At 45.6% G+C, this 20,963-nt stretch carries 11 protein-coding genes and 1 pseudogene; 8 read left to right on the top strand and 4 right to left on the bottom strand.

Translation table 11 applies throughout. From position 1 onward, the window contains the following. The first annotated feature begins 9 nt into the window (after positions 1-9). Complete coding sequence (locus tag ACOMG9_RS01700; RefSeq protein ID WP_448215536.1) at positions 10-966, top strand: ABC transporter substrate-binding protein; 957 nt, start codon at positions 10-12, stop codon at positions 964-966. Between the two features lie 62 nt (positions 967-1,028). Here the strand turns inward: ACOMG9_RS01700 and ACOMG9_RS01695 are convergent, their stop codons facing one another. The 4 genes from ACOMG9_RS01695 to xerC all read right to left on the bottom strand — a co-directional run bounded on the left by ACOMG9_RS01695 (position 1,029) and on the right by xerC (position 4,221). Then, positions 1,029-1,625, bottom strand: coding sequence for a PX domain-containing protein (locus ACOMG9_RS01695; RefSeq protein ID WP_448215535.1), 597 nt, complete (start codon positions 1,623-1,625; stop codon positions 1,029-1,031). Between the two features lie 102 nt (positions 1,626-1,727). After that, a complete protein-coding gene (locus ACOMG9_RS01690) occupies positions 1,728-2,345 on the bottom strand; it encodes a hypothetical protein (protein ID WP_448215534.1) in 618 nt (205 codons plus the stop codon). 155 nt (positions 2,346-2,500) lie between these two features. Then, the gene (locus tag ACOMG9_RS01685; protein WP_448215533.1) at positions 2,501-3,208 is read right to left on the bottom strand and encodes an HAD family hydrolase; all 708 of its coding nucleotides are present in this window, start codon (positions 3,206-3,208) and stop codon (positions 2,501-2,503) included. Beyond that, entirely contained in the window at positions 3,208-4,221 is a 1,014-nt protein-coding gene (gene xerC / locus ACOMG9_RS01680) for a tyrosine recombinase XerC (protein WP_448215532.1), read from the bottom strand. The genes ACOMG9_RS01685 and xerC overlap by 1 nt, the downstream gene beginning before the upstream one ends. Positions 4,222-4,380: 159 nt before the next feature. Between xerC and ACOMG9_RS01675 the strand changes: the two are divergent. The 7 genes and pseudogenes from ACOMG9_RS01675 to ACOMG9_RS01645 all read left to right on the top strand — a co-directional run. Then, a pseudogene (locus ACOMG9_RS01675) lies at positions 4,381-4,518 on the top strand (RING finger domain-containing protein); the annotation flags it as partial. Positions 4,519-4,521: 3 nt separating this feature from the next. Then, entirely contained in the window at positions 4,522-4,947 is a 426-nt protein-coding gene (locus ACOMG9_RS01670) for a hypothetical protein (protein ID WP_448218677.1), read from the top strand. A gap of 292 nt (positions 4,948-5,239) precedes the next feature. Further along, the gene (locus tag ACOMG9_RS01665) at positions 5,240-7,171 is read left to right on the top strand and encodes a CHY zinc finger protein (RefSeq protein ID WP_448215531.1); all 1,932 of its coding nucleotides are present in this window, start codon (positions 5,240-5,242) and stop codon (positions 7,169-7,171) included. Between the two features lie 232 nt (positions 7,172-7,403). Next, positions 7,404-10,268 carry a CHY zinc finger protein gene (locus ACOMG9_RS01660; protein WP_448215530.1) on the top strand — a complete coding sequence of 955 codons (2,865 nt, stop codon included), beginning with the start codon at positions 7,404-7,406 and terminating at the stop codon, positions 10,266-10,268. Positions 10,269-10,598: 330 nt separating this feature from the next. Beyond that, positions 10,599-13,802: a CHY zinc finger protein gene (locus tag ACOMG9_RS01655; protein WP_448215529.1), complete on the top strand. Its 3,204-nt coding sequence runs from the start codon at positions 10,599-10,601 to the stop codon at positions 13,800-13,802. A gap of 271 nt (positions 13,803-14,073) precedes the next feature. Then, complete coding sequence (locus ACOMG9_RS01650; protein WP_494529686.1) at positions 14,074-17,298, top strand: RING finger domain-containing protein; 3,225 nt, start codon at positions 14,074-14,076, stop codon at positions 17,296-17,298. Between the two features lie 319 nt (positions 17,299-17,617). Then, a complete protein-coding gene (locus ACOMG9_RS01645; protein WP_448215527.1) occupies positions 17,618-20,908 on the top strand; it encodes an RING finger domain-containing protein in 3,291 nt (1,096 codons plus the stop codon). Positions 20,909-20,963: the final 55 nt, after the last annotated feature.

The raw sequence follows: 20,963 nt of genomic DNA, 5'->3' as shown, positions 1-20,963 counted from the left end.
CTCATAATTTTGCTCGCACAAGAACTATTCAGAAAAGTGTCTGTTCTGCTGTCGCTTCTGTTGGCCAGCTCACTTTCATTTGCCCAACCTGTTAAAGAGCTGAACCTGATGCTGGAGTGGTTCGTCAATCCAGATCATGGGCCTATCGTGATTGCCCGGCAAAACGGCTACTTCAGGGATCAGGGGTTGAAAGTAAATATACAGGAGCCTGCTGATCCTAACCTGCCTCCCAAGCTGGTTGCCGCCGGTGATGTTGACCTCGCCGTCTATTATCAACCCAGCCTGACTCGCGGCGTCGCCAACGGCCTGCCTCTGGCCTGGGCGGGCACCCTGGTTGCGACACCTCTGGATGGACTGATTGTTCTGGAAGATGGGCCGATCCAATCCCTGAAAGACATGAAAGGGAAAACCATTGGCCTGAATATTGGCGGCAATGAGAACGCTTTTCTGGATACGCTGTTCAAACCTTACGGGTTTTCTTCAAAAGACATCAAGATGGTGAATGTTGGCTGGAACCTCTCTTCTTCCCTGATGTCAGGCCGTGTTGATGCAATTATGGGTGCCTACCGGAACTTTGAGCTGAACCAGCTGGCCATCGAAGGTCGACAGGGCAAGATGTTCTATTACGAAGAAAATGGTATCCCTCCCTACGACGAGCTGATTTTTATTGCCAACAGCAAGAAGCATGACAAGCAGGTGATCAGGAAATTCCTGCGAGCCATCGAACTGGGCACCCAGTTTATTGTCAACAATCCGCAAGCCTCCTGGGAAATTTTCAGGGATTACAGTCCCAAAAAGCTGGATAACGAGCTTAACCAACGGGCATGGTTTGATACGGTGTCACGCTTTGCTCTCAGACCCTCGGCCAGAGACACAGGGCGCTATGACCGTTTTGCCCGATTTCTCGAAGCCCATGGCGATCTGAAAAACATTCCAGAAGCTAAAGACTACATGCTGAATCTCTGATGAGCAGAGGGCAAAGCAGCTTCAGGTCAGCTGCCCTGCCTGACAGGCATCAGATAAAACAATCAAAATTCATCGTAATACCGTAATTTCCCTATCTGTTCCGGTGACTGCACCGGAACTTTAACGGCGTTGAATCTGTCGAATGCATTATTTTCTGGATTGAATGCTTCATAGACAAATTCGTTACCATCAACTTTAATAACTTTGGTAATATCCAAACCACCTTTCGGGTTAATAATATTGGCTTTCGATTTAAAGTCATTTAGATCAACGTCTTTATATTTAAAATCGAATTCCAATCTTTCCCAGGTGTCTTTGGGGGAAATGTGTCTAAGATCGAAGATCAACCTTTCCCCCGTGTCTTCAGGGGAAAACCATACACCAGAATAAGCTATTAATTTAAGATTCTGTTCCGGGATTTCTATAACCGTATCATATCTACCGTACAATATATCCTCACTGTAGTATTCACCATACCCTGTAATAATGAACTTTACCGGACCTTTATAGCGCTGAGGTGGGTGGTAAGTAATATATTCGTTAAAAGGTAAATCATCTTTAGAAAGCCAAGTACCTATTATCTCGTTTTCCACTTCTTCAGCGTGTGAATAAGTAAAAGACAGAAATAACATTATATAAGCTGCATATTTAATTTTCATTATCAGGTTTCTCCTATCCAAAAACATACAGACCAACGGAATATGGATTAAGTTCCAGAGATGCCTGAAAAACATTCCATCCACCAGAAACTGCATGCTGAATCACCGATGGGCAGAGGACGAACCGGCCCCGGACAAGTTGCTCTGCCTGTCAGGCCTCAAAAAAGTCAGTCGGATATCATCAAGATACGGTAGTTGCTTTATCTGTTCCAGTGACTGACCCGGAAGTTTAACAGTTTTGAATTTGTCAAATCCCTTGCTATCTGGATTGTATTCTTCGTAGATAAATTCGTTAGCATCAACTTGTACAACTCTGGTAAGAGATAAACCTTGAGCTGGGTCTAAAATTTCTTTTCTGACTCTATGACGATCTAAATCAACGTTTTTGCTCTTAACATCGAGAATCATTTTTTCCTGTGAGTCTCTGGGAAAAAACCATAAACCACTGAAAGCTATTGCTTTACTACTGAGCATTGGCATTTCTACAACCACATCATATCTGCCGTATAATACATCCTCGCTAAAGCATTCACCACATCCTCTAATATTGAACAATGCCGACCCTCCAAACTGACAAGGTGGATGATAAGTTATATATCTATTAAAGGGTAAATTATCTCTGATAAGCCAAGTGCCTATTATCTGCTTTTCCACTTCATCGGCGTGTAAATAAGTAAAAGACAGAAGTAGTATTATGCAAGCTGCATAGTTAAGTTTCATTATCAGGTTCCTGGTATCCAAAAAAAATACAGTTCAGTGAAATATATATTAGGAATCCATAGATACCTGACAAAAAATCCCGAAGGACAGCACTGTCGTGCTGTCCATAAATTTGTGATAGATGGAATTAATTACCTGGTCAGTCAGGCGAAGCCTTAATATTCTGGCTGAAGATCCTTGTCCAAAACCCTGAGCAGACCGGTTAGCGATCGTATCTCGTAATCAGGTCTGCGGTCGCCATTGAACGCCTTGTCAGCAGGATTAAACCAGACGGTTCCAATTCCCAGTGCTCCGGCACCAGCAACATCAGCTTTCAGGCAATCTCCCACATGAAGGGTCTCATCGGGAGTCACCCCGGCACGTTCCATGGCTTTCAGGAACAGAGTCGGCTCTGGTTTCAGACTGTTGTAATCCTCTGCCTTGAGAGCAAAGTCAAAAAACTCACTGACCGATAATTTCTCAACATCGATATTGCCATTGGTGACCGCAGCCAGCGTATAGTCTGCTGACAGATGGGAGAGGACCGGCTGAACTTCGGGAAAACACTTCACATCATGACGCCACTCCATAAACTCCCGCATCAAGTCACCGGCAATTTCTTCCGCTCTTGATTCCGGGCAATCGCAGTCTTGCAGAATCTTCTGCAGAGAAAACCGGCGCAGTTCCGTAATCTGATATTTGAGCTGCGGATGATCCTCCAGGAGTTTGACCCGATACTCAAACACTTGCTTGGGGTTCATTCTATCGTGGGTTGCTGGCCAGTATTCACAGAGTTTTTTCCAGGCTTTCTGTTCTGCCCGAATCAGCACCGGCATGTTTTCCCAAAGCGTGTCATCCAGATCGAAAGTGATCAGCTTTATCATTATTTTTTCCTTTTGGGTTCTTTTATTGCTGAAGGCTCCTGATCTTCGGTAACTCTCTCTTCCCTATCAGACGGTTCATTAACAGAGGTCGTCTTACTGACTCTCTGTGCTCTCGGATGAGCCTTATCATATACGTCGGCAAGATGTTGAAAATCAAGATGGGTATATATCTGGGTAGTGGCAATATCACTGTGCCCCAACAGCTCCTGAACCGCCCTGAGATCGCCACTGGACTCCAGCAGATGACTGGCGAAAGAGTGTCTCAGCAGGTGAGGATGCATACGCCCTGAGAGACCCCTGTCTCTGGATAGCTGACTCACACGGTTTTGCACCTGACGGGCACTGATACGATTACCCTGCTTTGAGAGAAACAGGGCCTGTGCATTTTTTTCCGGAAAAATAACTCTGACGGACAGCCATTTTTTTATAGCTTCACGCGCCTTTCGACCCACCGGCAGCCAGCGTTCTTTTTTGCCCTTGCCCAATACGATCACCTGCCTGTAATCATCCTGGAAACTATTGAGATTCAAGCCAACCAGTTCCGAGAGGCGCAGCCCCGAAGAATAGAACAGTTCCAGGATAGCCAGATCCCTGATCACTAATGGGTCATCATCCTCCTGATCGAGCAGTCTGGCGAGTTGATCGGCATCCATGGTGACAGGTAACTTTCTGCCCACCTTGGGTGCAGTGACTCTCTGGGCAGGGTTATCTGCAACCTTTCCCTGCCGGTTAAGGTAACGATAAAAACTGCGAACGGATGAAAGCAGGCGATGCAGACTCTTCTGCCCAAGGCCCTGGCCATGCAACTCTGCCAGCCATGTCCGGAGCTGGCGTTCTTCAAGCTTTTGCCACTGAGTGATTCCAAGCACTTCGGCCTGCTTCAGTAATTTACCCAAATCTCTCTGATACGCCGAGCAGGTATGAACAGAGCTATTTTTTTCAAACTTCAGATAATCGAGAAAAGCATCAATATCCTGTTGCAGGAAACCCATGACAGAACCTTTGGTAAGCACATCTGTTCATCATTCACCAAGCCCTCTATCCGTGCAATATCGATAACGATGGTTCTTTTGCATTTTTGCGGGAAATATAGCTCGCGACCAGCTTCCCGTTACCCGCAGGGAACCAAAACCAGATACAAGTGTCAAATGTTAAAACAGTGAGGTTTTCATATGAATGCTACCGAAGGTATTAGATGTGCAATATGCCACGATTCAGCAGAATGCAGTCCCTTCAAGCTAACATGCGGACATGCTTTTGGTAAATCGTGCGTACGGGTATGGCTGGAAAGTTCTGAGCACAAGAGCTGCCCGATGTGTAGAAAAGAATTAACTGATGACGAAATAACACAGATAAACGATCTCCCGTTATATGATCGAACTGTTAATGTTTTGAAAAAAGCTACCCCAATCTTTACCAAAACTGCTTCGTTTTATCTCAGGTTTTGCTGCATTTACGTTGCTGTTTCCGCAATTAAGTTAAAGTCTGAAGCTTTCTCAGTTTCATATATTACCAGTATTTTGAATCCTGCCGTGTCTATTCCAACAGGCGTTATCGGGGCTCTCGGGGCTGCTACTGGTGTCCCCAGAGTTTATTCAACTGCTGCCGGGGCTGCATTCGGGGCTAGTGTCATGGCTGTGTCTAATAATTCTTTCGTTAAAACTTTCCCTGAACGGGTTATAGTAGGGGTCATTTCTGGGGCTACAATAGCTTTTACATCATATAACAGTAGGAGGTGAGTTTCACTTTCATCCGCTTCGACCTCGCAGTGACTCGTGATTAAGGCAATGAACCGTACAATTATCCTGATTCGAGCGAGTGAGTGCGTTTAAGGCTCTGCGACTCACGGAAAGTACCCCATCTGGCAATTCTGAAGTTCTTGTCTATTCTCTGTCTGTTCTACCAGTATCAGTCAATAGCGTCCCTTTCTTTTTCCAGAGCAGAAAGTCAGCACAGGTTGTTCCGGCGTTTTCCGTCAGACAAGAAGGGGCGGGTTGGTATTATTAACACCCGTTGTTTAGAAAGATTTGAATGCGTTTTTACCGTTTCTTCCTGGCATTTGTTCTTTTACTACTGGCTCTGGCGGTCCTGCCGTTATGCTATTGTGCAACCATTATTGACCGAAACAATCACGATGGACACAGGGTTCGGATTGAAATCAATGATGGTGCAGATCCGCAGCGGGCGAGTCCTTGGCAAGTCAGTTTGCTGCTTCCGGAAGGCTTCAATAACCGAAAAAGCAGCCTTTGTTTTATGGCACCTGTGGTGCCAGCAGATTCGAACAGTATCCCGCTATTGACCTCGAACGACCCGGGTGACTATTGCTACCAGCTGACAGAGAAGCAAACACCCGTCTTTCAGGATGTCTCAAAACGTGCCTCTGAAAACAAATCCACGACGGAAGACAGACCAGAGTCGGCTTTTATCACCACCAATCAATCGCTGAAACCCCATACTACTTCTCATAGAGAGGGCTTAAAGGCAGGTAATGGTGGTGGAGAACCATCGGGCAAGGTATCAGGTAAAGCTCCAAAGGACGAAAGTAACGACCACCAAAAAGAAAAAAAAGGTGAACCTGGAGATCAGGGGAGCGACTCACCGGGAGAAAGCAATTATGGCAGCGAAGAGGGTGATAACAGAAAAGACGACGATGGAAAAGAAAGTGCAAAAAACACCAGGACTCAAGACCTTCAGCTAATTGCCAACCAACTCGTAGCCCTCATTGAAAGCGACGATCCCGATGCTGTTTTTATGCTAAGGCAAATACTGGATGAGCTGAACATGCCTCAGCGTTTGCAGGTTCTCGAAACAAAAAGCACAAACACCTGTGGTAATACAGTCACGCCTCTTGAGGCAATATTGAAACTGCAGCGTTCTTTCTATGAGAACTCAACGCGCAATCGGTTTATTGAGCAGATGATAGAAGCTACGAGTGATCAAACAAGGACTTTGGATGATTTTAACATTCCAACTGACCGGTCAATGCCCGAATCAGACGACAATAACCTGATGATTTTGTATAAGATTGTTCAGGACATCATCAACAGATTCAATCAATCTGACCAACAGCCATCAATAGGACACTTTGAAAAATCTTGCATTGCTGAGTACTTCGTTCAATTACTCCTGCTTTATTCAAACCCACTTGAATCCATTCGTGAGCTGTTAGGGGAAATATCAGATTCAGTCATCAGACACGATATTATGAATTCTGCACAATCATTAACATTCTCCACTCCTTTTCACGATATCCTTATACAACTTGAACAGCACCCATCGTTCCATGAATTAGAACGCCTCTCAAATGAACTGATAAGGCAGGCGCCTGGTTCGCACTTACATAATGAGGAGGCAACCCCGTCGGGTGCAGAATTAACGACACGGGTTCAAAAAACCCGAGAGCGATTGTGCGAACATTACAACAGGCTCTGCCGTGTGAATTTTAAGTGCTGTGGTTTGTATTTCCCCTGCCACAAATGTCATAACGAGAGCGATAAATGCAAAGTGACAGATTGCAGGGCTGTTGATGCAACATGGCTTCTATGTTCTGTATGTGGATATGAAGGGACGATTACTGAGAACTCTCAGACATGTCCAAACTGTAACGAACAAATGTCGCAATATTTCTGTGCACTATGCAAACACTTTACCGATACGGAAAAAGAACCATCCCACTGCGATAAATGCGGCCTTTGCCGAGTAGAAAAGGATATAACCTATCACTGTGATGTTTGCAATGTCTGTCTGGATATTCGCTTAAAAGGCAATCACAAATGCCGGGAAAACTCAGGCCACGATGACTGCGGCATCTGCCTGGAAGATGCCTTTCGCGGTAGCCAAATATTGCCCTGCTTCCACAAAGTTCATAGGGAGTGCGCCATTGCGATGATGCAAAACGGGATAAGAACCTGCCCTGTTTGCAGATACCCTCTTTACAGTCCGTTGGATGAAAACAATAATTAACCGTCTGACCGGATTTAATAATCACCGTCGTGATCGCTTCATTTTTATAAGCAAGTAACCCATTTAGCAATTCAGAAATTCTTGTCTATTCTCTATTTGTTCTGCGAATAATAAGATCGGTCAATAATGTTGCTCTATTTTTCAATTGCAGAAAGTCAGCACAGATTGTCCTGACTTTTTTATCAGACCAGAAAGTTGGTGTTATTAACACAAGTTATTTGGAAAGGTTTGAATGCATTTTTACCGTTTTTTCATGGCATTTGCACTTTTCCTAATGGTTATGATGACTGTGCAGTTGTGCCATTCCTCCACCATCATTGACCGACACTATCCCGATGGACGCAGGGCTCGGATTGAAATCAATAATGGCACAGATCCTCAGGGTGTGAGTCAGTGGCGAATGAATTTGCTGCTTCCGGAAGATTTCGATGACCAAAACAGCACCCTTTGCTTTAAGGCACCCCTGGTGTCAGCAGATTGGAACAGTATCGCACTATTGGTCAACAACGACTTGAGTAACTATTGCTATCAGCTGGTAATAGCCGCAAAGGAGCAAACATCCGTCTTTCAGGATGTCTCAAAACGTGCCTCTGAAAACAGCCTGCTTGTACGCTTGAAATCCAGGACGGCAGACAAACCGGAGTTGGCTTCTGTCGCCATCCACCAACTCCTGAGCGGCAAATCCCATGCTACCCCACTAACCCTTCTGGTTTACCCCGACAGGATGACTGACCCTGGGCTGGAAGTCGGCCAAACCCGAAATAGCACACTGACAATGACGGGAGACAGACTGGCTGGCAACGCAGATTTTTCCGGTGGCGGCAATGGAGGCTTCTTTTACTCGCCCCCTCCACCATGGGGAGGAGGTGGGAGACCATCAGGATTATTCGACATAGATCTGGTTGTCCTGAAACCCGTCAGCAACTGGCTAATGTCTAAGGGCAAGGACTCCAGCTCTTTTGAGAAACAGCCATACCCGGCGCGTTTGAAAATGACACGCGTTAACGCAGATGGCTCCTCCAGTGAAGCCGTTATACCCATTGGCTGGCTTGACTTCCTGAGCACTGATCAACTGACCGATGTTAATTTCTGGAACACTCTCTTCCAGCGTGCCGCCACTTCTTGCCCGGTGAGTGAGAGTCTTCAATGGCAGCTTGGCTGTTTGAAACTGTTTTTTGAACGCACTGCCCTGAAGGCAAATCATTCAGGAGGCTTGAAGGCAAGTAATGGAGATGGAGAACCATCAGGTAAGGCATCCGATAAAGCACCAAAGAACGAAAATAACGACCATCAAAAAGAAAAAAAAGGTGAACCTGAAGATGAGAAGAGCCATTCAACCAAAGAAGGCAATGATGGCAGTGAAGAGGGTAATAACAGAAAAGACGACAACGGTAAAAAAAGTGCAAAAAACACCAGGACTCAAGACCTTCAGATAATTGCCAACCAACTCATAGCACTCATTGCAAGCGACGATCCCGATGCCGTTTTTAAGCTGAGGCAAATACTGGATGAGCTGGACATGCCTCAGCGTTTGCAGGTGCTGGAAACAAAAGGCACAAACACCGAAGGCAACACTGCCACGCCTCTTGAGGCGATATTGGAACTGCAGCGTTCTTTCTATGAGAACTCAACGCGCAATCGGTTTATTGAGCAACTGATAGAAGCTACCAGCGAGCAAACAAGGACTTTGGATGATTTTAACATTCTGTCTGAACTCCAACCGATCATTTCACCTCACCAGACATTGCCCGAAGCTGTCAACAACAACCTGACGATTTTGTACAAGATTGTTCTGGATATAATCCACAGGGTCAATCAATCTGGCCAGCAGCCGCCCTTAGGACAATTTGAAAAATGTTGCTTTACCGAGTACCTGGTTCATTTGTTACTGTTCTATTCAAACCCAATTCAATCGATTCGTGACCTGTTAGAGAAAATACCAGACTCAGTCATGATCTGTGATATTATGTTTTTTGCAAAATCACTGACATTCTCCATCTCTTTTCGCAACGCTTTTTTACGACTTAAACAGCACCCATCGCGCGATGAATTAGAACGCCTTTCAAATGAGTTGATGTGGCGGGCGCTTACTGCTAACTCGCAACAAGTGCTTTCTATAAAGCCTGTAATCAATCACAGTGGTAATGGCTACTTACAGCAAGGAGCCAGCCCAAAACATCCCGCCCTTGCTGATCAGCAAAATCCCTCTTCCCAAAAGCGATTACAGACAAGACGTGCACATGATAATCATCAGACCAATGGGGCACAGGAACGATCCGATTTGGAAGTGTCGAGGAGAAATCAAAACGTCTTAAGTCCATATCCGATCAATACTTCCCGTCTCGTCGAGCTGAAAAGACACGCTGATGAAAAAAGAGAGAAAAAAAGACAACGGATAAGACAGATAGAAAGACAACAGAAGGCAGCGGCCAGCCCGGCGATGCAGAGCAATGGCAAAAAGTGCTCTGCTTCTTACCAGCAGTCGAGCAACCATAATGAGGAGACAAACCAACCGGACGGGCAGCTAAAGACATCTGTGCAAGAAAATCGAAAGCCTTTGTGCGGTCATTACCATAGGTTATGCCGTGTGAACTTTGGTTGCTGTGCCGGGTATTTCCCCTGCCAAAGGTGCCATAACATGAGTGATTATTGCGAGATTAAAGATCACCGGGCTGATAAAGCAATAAAGCTAAAGTGTTCTATCTGTAACTACGAGGGGGACATTACGGAAGACTCCCAGACGTGCCCGGGATGCGACCAGCTGATGTCGGACTATTTCTGTGCAAAATGCAAACACTTCACCAATTTAGAAAAAAAACCGTTCCACTGTGATAAATGCGGCATTTGCCGAAAATTCAAGGATAAGTGCTTTCACTGTGATGTTTGTAATGTCTGCCTGGATAGAAGGTATCAAGACAATCACAAATGCCGGAAAAACTCAGGCCACGACGAGTGCTGCATCTGCCTGGAAGATGCCTTCTCCGGCTGCGTGATACTGCATTGCTCCCACAAAGTACATCGTGATTGCGGCGATGCAATGATTAAAAGTGGGATAACAACCTGCCCTCTTTGCAGACGCTCTCTGTACAAACCGTAATAAGTACCTAACCAGTTGGTTTCGCATATTCTGGACGGCGGCTTTTTCCACCCTTCTGCGTTCCAACTCTGGTTGCGTAGCTATGGCTACGCGCCCGTCGTTGCGCCTTGAAGGATGAAAAAATCCACTCGCCAGAATATGCGAAACCAACTGGCCAGGTACTTATAGCAATTCTGACACACTTGACTATTCTCTGTTTCTACTACAAATAACGGGATTGACCAATGATGTTCCTTTATTTTTCAGAGCAGAACTGTTTTTGCCCATTCTGTCTATCAGATAAAGAGAACAAGTCGCAATTATTGACACAAGTTCTGTAGTGCAATTTGTATGCATTTTTACCGCCTTTTCACAGCATTTGTTCTTTCACTGCTGGCTATGGCGGTCGTGCCTTTATGCTATTGCTTAACCATCATTGACCGACACAATCCCAATGACAGGGTTCGGATTGAGATCAATGAGGGAACAGATTCTCAGGGTGTGAGTCAGTGGCAATTGAGTTTGCTGCTTCCGAAAGGCTTCAATGACCGAAAAAGCATCCTCTGCTTTAAAGCACCTGTGGTGCCAGCAGATTCGAGCAGTATCGCACTATTGGTCACGACCGACTTGAGTGACTATTGCTATCAGATAGTCATAGTGACAGGGGAGCAAACACGCGTCTTCCATGGTATCTCAAAACGGGCCTCTGAAAGCGGCACACGGGTTCGCTTAAAATCAACGACAGCAAACAGACCAGAGTTGACTTCTGTCACCAGCAATCAACCCGTCAAACCCCATACAGCTCCTCTTACCCTTCTAATCTATTCCGACAACATCACGGAAAGTGTGCTGGAAACAAGACAAACCCGAAATAACACACTGGCAATGAGAGGTGACAAGCTCGCTGGCAACACAGATTTTTCCGCTGGCGGTGATGAAGGCTTCTCCTATTCACCGCCTCCACCATGGGGAGGAGATGGGAGGCCATCGGGATTATTCGACATAGACCTGGTTATCCTGAAACCCGTCATCAACTGGCTGATGTCCATGGGCAAGGATTCCAGCTCATTTGAGGAACAGCCATCCCCGGCGCGTCTGAAAATGACACGCATCAATGCAGATGGTTCTTCCAGTGATGCCGTTATAACCTTGGGTTGGCTTGACTTTCTGGACATTGAACAACTGACCGATGTTAATTTCTGGAACACCCTCTTCCAGCGTGCCGCCACTTCTTGCCCGGACAGCGAAAGCCTTCAGTGGCAGCTTGGCTGTTTGAAGCGATTTCTTGAGTACACTGCCTTGAAGACAGATCATGCTGGTGGCTTAAAGGCAGGTAATGGGGATGGAAAACCATCAGGTAAGGCATCCGATAAAGCATCAAAGGAAGAAAATAACGACCATCAAAAAGAGAAAAAAGGTGAACCTGAAGATCAGCAGAACAATTCACCGGGAGAAAGCAATCATGGCAGTGAAGAGGGTGATAACAGAAAAGACGACAATGGAAAAGAAAGTGCGAGAAACGCCAGGATTCAAGACCTTCAGGTAATTGCGAACCAACTCGTTGCCCTCATTGAAAGCGACGATCCCGATGCCGTTTTTAAGCTGAGACAAATACTGGATAAGCTGGACATGCCTCAGCGTTTGCAGGTTATCGAAACAAAAAGCACAAACACCAGTGGTAATAGTGTCACGCCTCTTGAGGCAATATTGAAACTGCAGCGATCTTTCTATGAAAACTCAACGCGCAACCGGTTTATCGAGCAGCTAATCGAAGCTACGAGCGTTCAAACAAGGACTTTGGATACTGTCAACATTCTGTCTGAACGCCAACCAATGATTCCACCTGACCGGTCAATGCCCGAAGCTGGTGACAATAACCTGATGATTTTGTATAAGATTGTTCAGGACATCATCAACAGGTTCAATCAATCTGTCCAACAGCCATCATTAGGACACTTTGAAAAATCTTGCTTGACTGAGTACTTCGTTCAATTACTCCTGCTCTATTCAAACCCACTTGAATCCATTCGTGAACTGTTGGAGAAAATATCAGATTCAGTGATAAGACGCGATATTATGATTTTTGCACAATCATTTACATTCTCCATCCCTTTTCGAGAAACCCTGATACAACTTGAACAGCACCCATCGTTCCATGAGTTAGAACGCCTCTCAAATGAACTGATGAGACAGGCGCCCGCTTCCCGCATACTGCAAGAGCCCTCACTAGTTAACAGCACCGGGTCTACCGGCAGTTCCCCTGTCTTGCCAGCTTATAGATACTTACAGCAAGGGGCCAGGCCAAAGCTTTCTGACCCTGGTGATCAGCAAAATGCCTCTTCCCAAAAGCGATTTCAGACAGGGTCTTCTTATGGTAATCATCTCACCAACGGAGCACACAACCGATCCGATTTGGAGGCGTCTGGGATAAATCAAAACTTCTCAACTAAACATTCGACCGATGACTCCCTTCTCGTTGGGCTGAAAGGCCGCGCTCAGGAAAAAAAAGAAAAAAAAAGACAACAGACTAAAGAGTTAACTGAACAGGCTCAAGAATTACCATTAGAGAAGCAGTCTTTAACTGCAGAAGTTCAAGCGTTAAGAACAATGATTCAGGAGCTAACTAAGAAGATTCAAGGATTAAAACTAGAGAATCAGGAGTTAGTTGTGATGAGTGAAAACCTGGTTACAAAAAATCAGGAGCTTTATAAGTGTATGGTCAAAGCAACCACTGAAGCACTGCATTTGAAGGAACAAATCAAAAGGTTGCACGTTGATCTCAGAAGACAACAAGAATTAGTAGACCATTTGATCCATCGAGCAGATAATCAGACGGCATCGGCCAATCTGCTCCATCAGATGTTTCAGGCTAATAGTCTGGCGGTACGTAGCAATGGCACAGCGTTTTTTGTTCCTTTCCATCCGAACACCGACAATGAGAAGGCAAACCCGCCGAAAGAGCAGTTAAAGACATCTGCACAAGAAAAACGAAAGCCATTGTGCAGAGATTATCGCAGGCTCTGCTATGTAAAATTTCAGTGCTGTCAATGGTACTTCCCATGCCATAGGTGTCATAACAGAAGTGATCGATGCGAAGTTACCTCTCGAATAGCTCTTCAGGCAATGCGGCTTTTATGCTCTGTGTGTGGATTCAATGGGGAGATTACAGAAAACTCTCAGACATGCCCTAACTGCAATGAGCAAATGTCGCAATATTTCTGTGCAAAGTGCAAACACTTCACCGATAGGGAAAAAAAACCCTACCACTGCGATAAATGCGGCATGTGCCGAGTTGAAGAGGATAAAAACTTTCACTGTGATACTTGCAATGTCTGTCTGAATATAGGGTTACAAAACAATCACAAATGCCAGGAAAACTTAGGACAAAATCTCTGCTGCATCTGCCTGGAAGATACTTTCACCAGCTCCGTCAGGCTGAACTGCTCCCACATAATTCATTACGAGTGCGGCATTGCGATGATTCGTAACGGGATTAGGACCTGCCCTGTTTGCAGACATTCTCTATACGATCCGCCGGTTGAAAACAATAATTAACCATCTCACCGGATTTAATAGTCGCCGCCATCAAATAGCAGCACCGGACTGCTACCACAACCCGGTATCAAGCCCTGCAAGACACTTTCAGGTTGATACTGACGAAGGCTCTGTTGCACAAAAAAGTAACACAAATAGCAATACAGAAATTCTTGTCTACTCTCTGTTTGTCTTAGGGATAATAAAACCGGTCAATAATGTTCCTTTATTTTACCAGAGCAGAAAGTCAGCACAGGATTGTCCTGACGTTTTCTGTCAGACAGGGATTTGAATGCATTCTTACCGTTTATTCATAACATTTGTTCTTTTCCTGATGACTATGTTGGTTGTGACCTTGTGCAATTCCTCAACCATCATTGACCGACATAATCCCGGTGGGCAAAAGGTTTGGATTGAAATCAATGACGGCACAGACCCCCAGGCTGTCAGTGAGTGGCAAGTGAGTTTGCTGCTTCCGGACAATTTCAACAATCGAAACAGCACCCTTTGCTTTAAGACACCTGTCGTGTCAGCAGATCCGAACAATATTGCTATATTGATGACAAACGACCAGAGCAACTATTGCTACCAACTGTTGATACTGACAAAAGAGCAAACACCCGACTTCCAACATCTCTCTCAACATGTCTCTAAAAATGGCACACTTATTCGCTTGAAATCCACGACGGCAGACAGACCAGAATTAACTTCTGTCACCACCGATCAACTCCTTAACGACAATCCCCATACGACCCCATTAACCCTTTTGGTCTATTCCGACAACACGACCGGCAGTGAACTGGAAACCGGCCAAACCCGGAATAACACAGTGACATTGACAGGCGACAAGCTCGCTGGCATCGCTGATTTTCCCGGTGGCGGCAAGGGTGGCTTCTTCTATTCACTCCCACCCCCACCCTGGGGAGGTGGCGGAGGGAGACCATCGGGATTATTTGAAATAGATCTGGTTATGCTGAAACCCGTCATCAACTGGCTGATGTCCATTGGTAAAGATTCTATTTCGTTTCAGGAGCAAGCATTCCCGGCACGTCTGAAAATGACACGGGTTAATGCCGATGGCTCTTCCAGCGAAGCCGCTATACCTGTTGGCTGGCTTGACTTCCTCAATATTGAACAACTGAACGATGTTGATTTCTGGAACACCCTCCTCCAGCAGGCCGCCACTTCCTGCCCCGCCAGCGAAAGCCTCCAATGGCAGCTTGGCTGTTGCAAACGATTTCTTGAGCGTACTGCCTTGAAGACAAATCATGGCGGTGGCCTGATGGCAGCTAATGGGGAGGGACAGCCCTCTGGCAGCGCACCCAATTCGGGGCCAAAGAACGAAAATAACGATCACCAAAAGGAGAAAAAAGAAGAACCTGAAAATCAGGACAACCAGTCACCGGGAGAAGGCCATGATGGCAGCGGAAATGGCAACAACAGAAAAGACGACGATGGCGAAGAGAGTGGAAAAAATACTACCGCTGAAGACCTTCAGGTACTTGCGAACCGGCTCGTTGCCATCATTGAAAGTAAATACCCCGGAGCAGTCTTTAAACTGAGACAAATACTGGATAAGCTGGACATGCCTCAGCGTTTGCAGGTTATCGAAACAAAAAGCACAAACACCAGTGGTAATAGTGTCACGCCTCTTGAGGCAATATTGAAACTGCAGCGATCTTTCTATGAAAACTCAACGCGCAACCGGTTTATCGAGCAGCTAATCGAAGCTACGAGCGTTCAAACAAGAACTTTGGATACTGTCAACATTCTGTCTGAACGCCAACCAATGATTCCACCTGACCGGTCAATGCCCGAAGCTGGTGACAATAACCTGATGATTTTGTATAAGATTGTTCAGGACATCATCAACAGGTTCAATCAATCTGTCCAACAGCCATCATTAGGACACTTTGAAAAATCTTGCTTGACTGAGTACTTCGTTCAATTACTCCTGCTCTATTCAAACCCACTTGAATCCATTCGTGAACTGTTGGAGAAAATATCAGATTCAGTGATAAGACGCGATATTATGATTTTTGCACAATCATTTACATTCTCCATCCCTTTTCGAGAAACCCTGATACAACTTGAACAGCACCCATCGTTCCATGAGTTAGAACGCCTCTCAAATGAACTGATGAGACAGGCGCCCGCTTCCCGCATACTGCAAGAGCCCTCACTAGTTAACAGCACCGGGTCTACCGGCAGTTCCCCTGTCTTGCCAGCTTATAGATACTTACAGCAAGGGGCCAGGCCAAAGCTTTCTGACCCTGGTGATCAGCAAAATGCCTCTTCCCAAAAGCGATTTCAGACAGGGTCTTCTTATGGTAATCATCTCACCAACGGAGCACACAACCGATCCGATTTGGAGGCGTCTGGGATAAATCAAAACTTCTCAACTAAACATTCGACCGATGACTCCCTTCTCGTTAGGCTGAAAGGCCGCGCTCAGGAAAAAAAAGAGAAAAAAAGACAACAGACTAAAGAGTTAACTGAACAGGCTCAAGAATTACCAGTAGAGAAGCAGTCTTTAACTGCAGAAGTTCAAGCGTTAAGAACAATGATTCAGGAGCTAACTAAGAAGATTCAAGGATTAAAACTAGAGAATCAGGAGTTAGTTGTGATGAGTGAAAACCTGGTTACAAAAGATCAGGAGCTTTATAAGTGTATGGTCAAAGCAACCACTGAAGCACTGCATTTGAAGGAACAAATCAAAAAGTTGCACGTTGATCTCAGAAGACAACAAGAATTAGTAGACCATTTGATCCATCGATCAGATTATCAGACGGCATCAGCCAATCAGAGGGTACAAACCAATAATCTTGCGATGAACAGCAATGGCACAGTGTTTTTAGCTCCTTTCCATCCGTTGAACACCGACAATGAGAAAGCAAACCCGCCGAAAGAGCAGTTAAAGACATCTGCACAAGAACAACGAAAGCCATTGTGCAAAGATTACCGCAGGCTCTGCTATGTAAAATTTGAGTGCTGTCAATGGTACTTCCCTTGCCATAAATGTCATAACAAAAGTGATCGATGCGAAGTTACCTCTCGAAAAGCTGCTCACGCAACGCAGCTTTTATGCTCTGTGTGTGGATTCAATGGGGATATTACGGAAGACTCCCAGACATGCCCGGGATGCAACGAACTAATGTCGGAGTATTTCTGTGCACAATGCAAACACTTCACCGATTTAGAAAAAAAACCATACCACTGCGATAAATGCGGAATTTGTCGAACATCTAAGGATAATGCCTTTCACTGTGATGTTTGTAATGTCTGCATGAATACAAGACTTCAAGACAGTCACAAATGCCGGGAAAACTCAAGCCACGATGAGTGCTGCATCTGCCTGGAAGATACCTTCTCCGGCGGCAGGATAATGCCTTGCAGTCACAAGGTACATCGTGAGTGCGGCGCTGCAATGTTTATAAACGGGATAAGAACCTGTCCTATTTGCAGACACCCTTTAGACGCCTGGTTTGATGAAATATTCATTAAACCATCTGACTGAATTTAATAGTCGCTACCAGCGACCGCGTCTGACTTGCATAGGGAGTTAGAACGTTCGATTGGTAAAAATGAGTTTTTAAAAATAGCAGCACTGTACTGCTACCACAGCCCGGTATCAAGCCCTGCACGACACTTTCAGGTTGATAATGCCGAAGACTCTGATACACATAACGAGTCACTCAAATAGCAATTCAGGAATTCTTGTCTACTCTCTGTTTGTCTTACGGATAATAAAACCGGTCAATAATGTTCCTTTATCTTTCCAGAGCAGAAAGTCAGCACAGAATTGTCCTGACGTTTTCTGTCAGACAGGGATTTGAATGCATTCTTACCGTTTATTCATAACATTTGTTCTTTTCCTGATGACTATGTTGGTTGTGACCTTGTGCTATTCCTCAACCATCATTGACCGACATAACCCCGGTGGGCAAAAGGTTCGGATTGAAATCAATGACGACACAGACCCTCAGGCTGTCAGTCAGTGGCAAGTGAGTTTGCTGCTTCCGGACAATTTCAACAATCGAAACAGCACCCTTTGCTTTAAGACACCTGTCGTGTCAGCAAATCCGAACAATATTGCTATATTGATGACAAACGACCAGAGCAACTATTGCTACCAACTGTTGATACTGACAAAAGAGCAAACACCCGACTTCCAACATCTCTCTCAACAGGCCTCTAAAAATGGCACACTTATTCGCTTGAAATCCACGACGGCAGACAGACCAGAATTAACTTCTGTCACCACCAATCAACTCCTTAACGGCAAACCCCATACGACCCCATTAACCCTTTTGGTCTATTCCGACAACACGACCGGCAGTGAACTGGAAACCGGCCAAACCCGGAATAACACAGTGACATTGACAGGCGACAAGCTCGCTGGCATCGCTGATTTTCCCGGTGGCGGCAACGGTGGTTTCTTCTATTCACTCCCACCCCCACCCTGGGGAGGTGGCGGGGGGAGACCATCGGGATTATTTGAAATAGATCTGGTTATCCTGAAACCCGTCATCACCTGGCTGATGTCCATAGGCAAGGATTCTATTTCGTTTGAGGAGCAACCCACCCCGGCACGTCTGAAAATGACACGGGTTAATGCCGATGGCTCTTCCAGCGAAGCCGCTATACCTGTTGGCTTGCTTGACTTCCTCAATATTGAACAACTGAACGATGTTGATTTCTGGAACACCCTCCTCCAGCAGGCCGCCACTTCCTGCCCCGCCAGCGAAAGTCTCCAACGACAGCTTGGCTGTTTCAAACGATTTCTTGAGCGTAGTGCCTTGCAGACAAATCATGGCGGTGGCCTGATGGCAGCTAATGAGGAGGGGCAACCCTCTGGTAGCGCACCCAATTCGGGGCCAAAGGACGAAAATAACGATCACCAAAAAGAGAAAAAAGAAGAACCTGAAAATCAGGACAACCAGTCACCGGGAGAAGGCCATGATGGCAGCGGGAATGGCAATAACAGAAAAGACGACGATGGCGAAGAGAGTGGAAAAAATGCTACCGCTGAAGACCTTCAGGTACTTGCGAACCGGCTTGTTGCCATCATTGAAAGTAAATACCCCGGAGCAGTTTTTAGACTGAGACAAATACTGAATGAGCTGGACATGCCTCAGCGTTTGCGGGTTCTGGAAACAAAAAGTACCAACACCGCAGATACTGTCACTCCTCTTGAAGCGATACTGAAACTGCAACGTTCTTGCAACGAGAATTCATCACGCAACCTGTTTATCGAACAGCTGATAAAGGCCACTTGCAATACAAAAAAGAATTTGAGTAAATTCAACATTCTATCTACACTCCGACCGGCCATTCCACCTGATCAGGCAGTGCTCGCAGCAGGCGACAACAACCTGTTGATTTTGAATAAAATTGTTCTGGACATAATCCACAAAGCCAATCAATCTGACCAACAGCCACCTGTGGGACAATTTGAAAAGTGTTGCTTTGTTGAGTTCTTCGCTCAATTGTTCCTGATTTATTCAAACCCGGTTGAACTGATTCGTAATCTGTTGGGGAAAATATCAGATTTAGCTTTAAGGTATGATGTTATGATTAATCCACAATCATTGACATTTCCCGCCTGTTTTTTATATAACTTCACGCGATTTCACCAACACCCATCCTATCCTGAATTAAAGCGCCTCTTAAATGAGCTGATGAGGCAGGCACAAAACTCCCACTTACAACAAGTGCCTTCTATAGAGCCTTTCATCGGTAACAGCGATACTACCGCTAACGAAACAATTGCCAGCAGTGGAGATACAAGTACCATCCAGCGAGCTGTCTGCAACCAGAGAGCCTCTGGCTTTACCGGCAGCTCCCCTTGCTTACTGGCTGGTAGAAACCCAAAGCTGGAAGCAAGTTCAAATCAGCCTGCCCTTGTTCATCAGCAAAATGACGCTTCCCGGGAGCGATTACAAGCAGGACCTTCATCTGGTGATCTTCAAGCCACCGGGACACAGGAACGATCCGATTTGGCAGTGTTGAGGACAAATCAAAACCACTTAAGTAACCTCCTGATCGATGGACCCCTTCTCGAAGAGCTGGCAAAACACGCTCTGAAAAGACGGGTGAAAAAAAGACAACAGTTAAAACAGCTAGAAAGACAAATGAAAGCAAGGCGACAGATGTTGCCGGTCAGCTCTCCGTTGCCAAGTCATGTTCTCGCCGAGCTGGAAAGACACGCTGAGGCAAAACAAGAGCAAAAAAGACAACAGTTAAAACAGCTGGAAAGACAAATGATAGCAAGGCGACAGATGTTGCCGGTCAGCTCTCCGTTGCCAAGTCATGTTCTCGCCGAGCTGGAAAGACACGCTGAGGCAAAACAAGAGCAAAAAAGACAACAGTTAAAACAGCTGGAAAGACAAATGATAGCAAGGCTACAGATGATGGCGACCAACCCGACGTTGCAAAGCAATGGCGCAGAGCATTCTGCTTCTTTCCAGCAGTCGAGCACCCATAATGAGGAGGCAAACCCGTCGAATGAGCAGTTAAGGACACCTGTGGAAAAAAAACAAAGGCAACTGTGCATTCATAGCCGTAGGTTATGTCGCGTAAACTTTGGGTGCTGTGAAGGTTATTTCCCATGCAACAAATGTCATAACGATAGTAAGAAATGCGACCTTACTGATCGTAAGGTTATTCATGCAATAAGGCTTCAATGTTCTCTATGTAACTATGAGGGGGATATTACGGAAGACTCCCAGACATGCCCGGGATGCAACGAACTAATGTCCGACTATTTCTGTGCACAATGCAAACACTTCACCGATTTAGAAAAAAAACCATACCACTGCGATAAATGCGGAATTTGCCGAACAGAAAAGGAGAAGTCCTTTCACTGTGATGTTTGCAATTTCTGTATGGATAAAAGTGCACAAGGCAATCACCGATGTCGGCCAGATTCAGGCCATGATGAGTGCTGCATCTGCCTGGAAGATGTTTTCCACAATTCCGTGATATTGCCCTGCACTCACAAAGTTCACCAGGATTGCGCTACGGTGATGATTACGAACAAGATAAGAACCTGCCCTGTTTGCAGATACCCTCTATCCGCTCAGTTAATTGACAGGATTTTGACCTTAATCAATAGTCGCCGCTAGCAGACCGGTACCACAACCCGGTATCAGGCTCTGCAGGATACTTTCAGGTTGACGC

It is taken from the genome of Endozoicomonas sp. PH6C, from assembly GCF_059322965.1.
This window is presented reverse-complemented; position numbering and strand designations above follow the sequence as displayed.

What these genes read in the sequence shown, in the direction of transcription:
- ACOMG9_RS01695 (WP_448215535.1), bottom strand. Translation starts at nt 1,625, where the DNA reads ATGAAAATTAAATATGCAGCTTATATAATGTTATTTCTGTCTTTTACT.
- ACOMG9_RS01690 (WP_448215534.1), bottom strand. Translation starts at nt 2,345, where the DNA reads ATGAAACTTAACTATGCAGCTTGCATAATACTACTTCTGTCTTTTACT.
- ACOMG9_RS01685 (WP_448215533.1), bottom strand. Translation starts at nt 3,208, where the DNA reads ATGATAAAGCTGATCACTTTCGATCTGGATGACACGCTTTGGGAAAAC.
- ACOMG9_RS01670 (WP_448218677.1), top strand. Translation starts at nt 4,522, where the DNA reads ATGTGTAGAAAAGAATTAACTGATGACGAAATAACACAGATAAACGAT.
- ACOMG9_RS01665 (WP_448215531.1), top strand. Translation starts at nt 5,240, where the DNA reads ATGCGTTTTTACCGTTTCTTCCTGGCATTTGTTCTTTTACTACTGGCT.
- ACOMG9_RS01660 (WP_448215530.1), top strand. Translation starts at nt 7,404, where the DNA reads ATGCATTTTTACCGTTTTTTCATGGCATTTGCACTTTTCCTAATGGTT.
- ACOMG9_RS01655 (WP_448215529.1), top strand. Translation starts at nt 10,599, where the DNA reads ATGCATTTTTACCGCCTTTTCACAGCATTTGTTCTTTCACTGCTGGCT.
- ACOMG9_RS01650 (WP_494529686.1), top strand. Translation starts at nt 14,074, where the DNA reads ATGCATTCTTACCGTTTATTCATAACATTTGTTCTTTTCCTGATGACT.
- ACOMG9_RS01645 (WP_448215527.1), top strand. Translation starts at nt 17,618, where the DNA reads ATGCATTCTTACCGTTTATTCATAACATTTGTTCTTTTCCTGATGACT.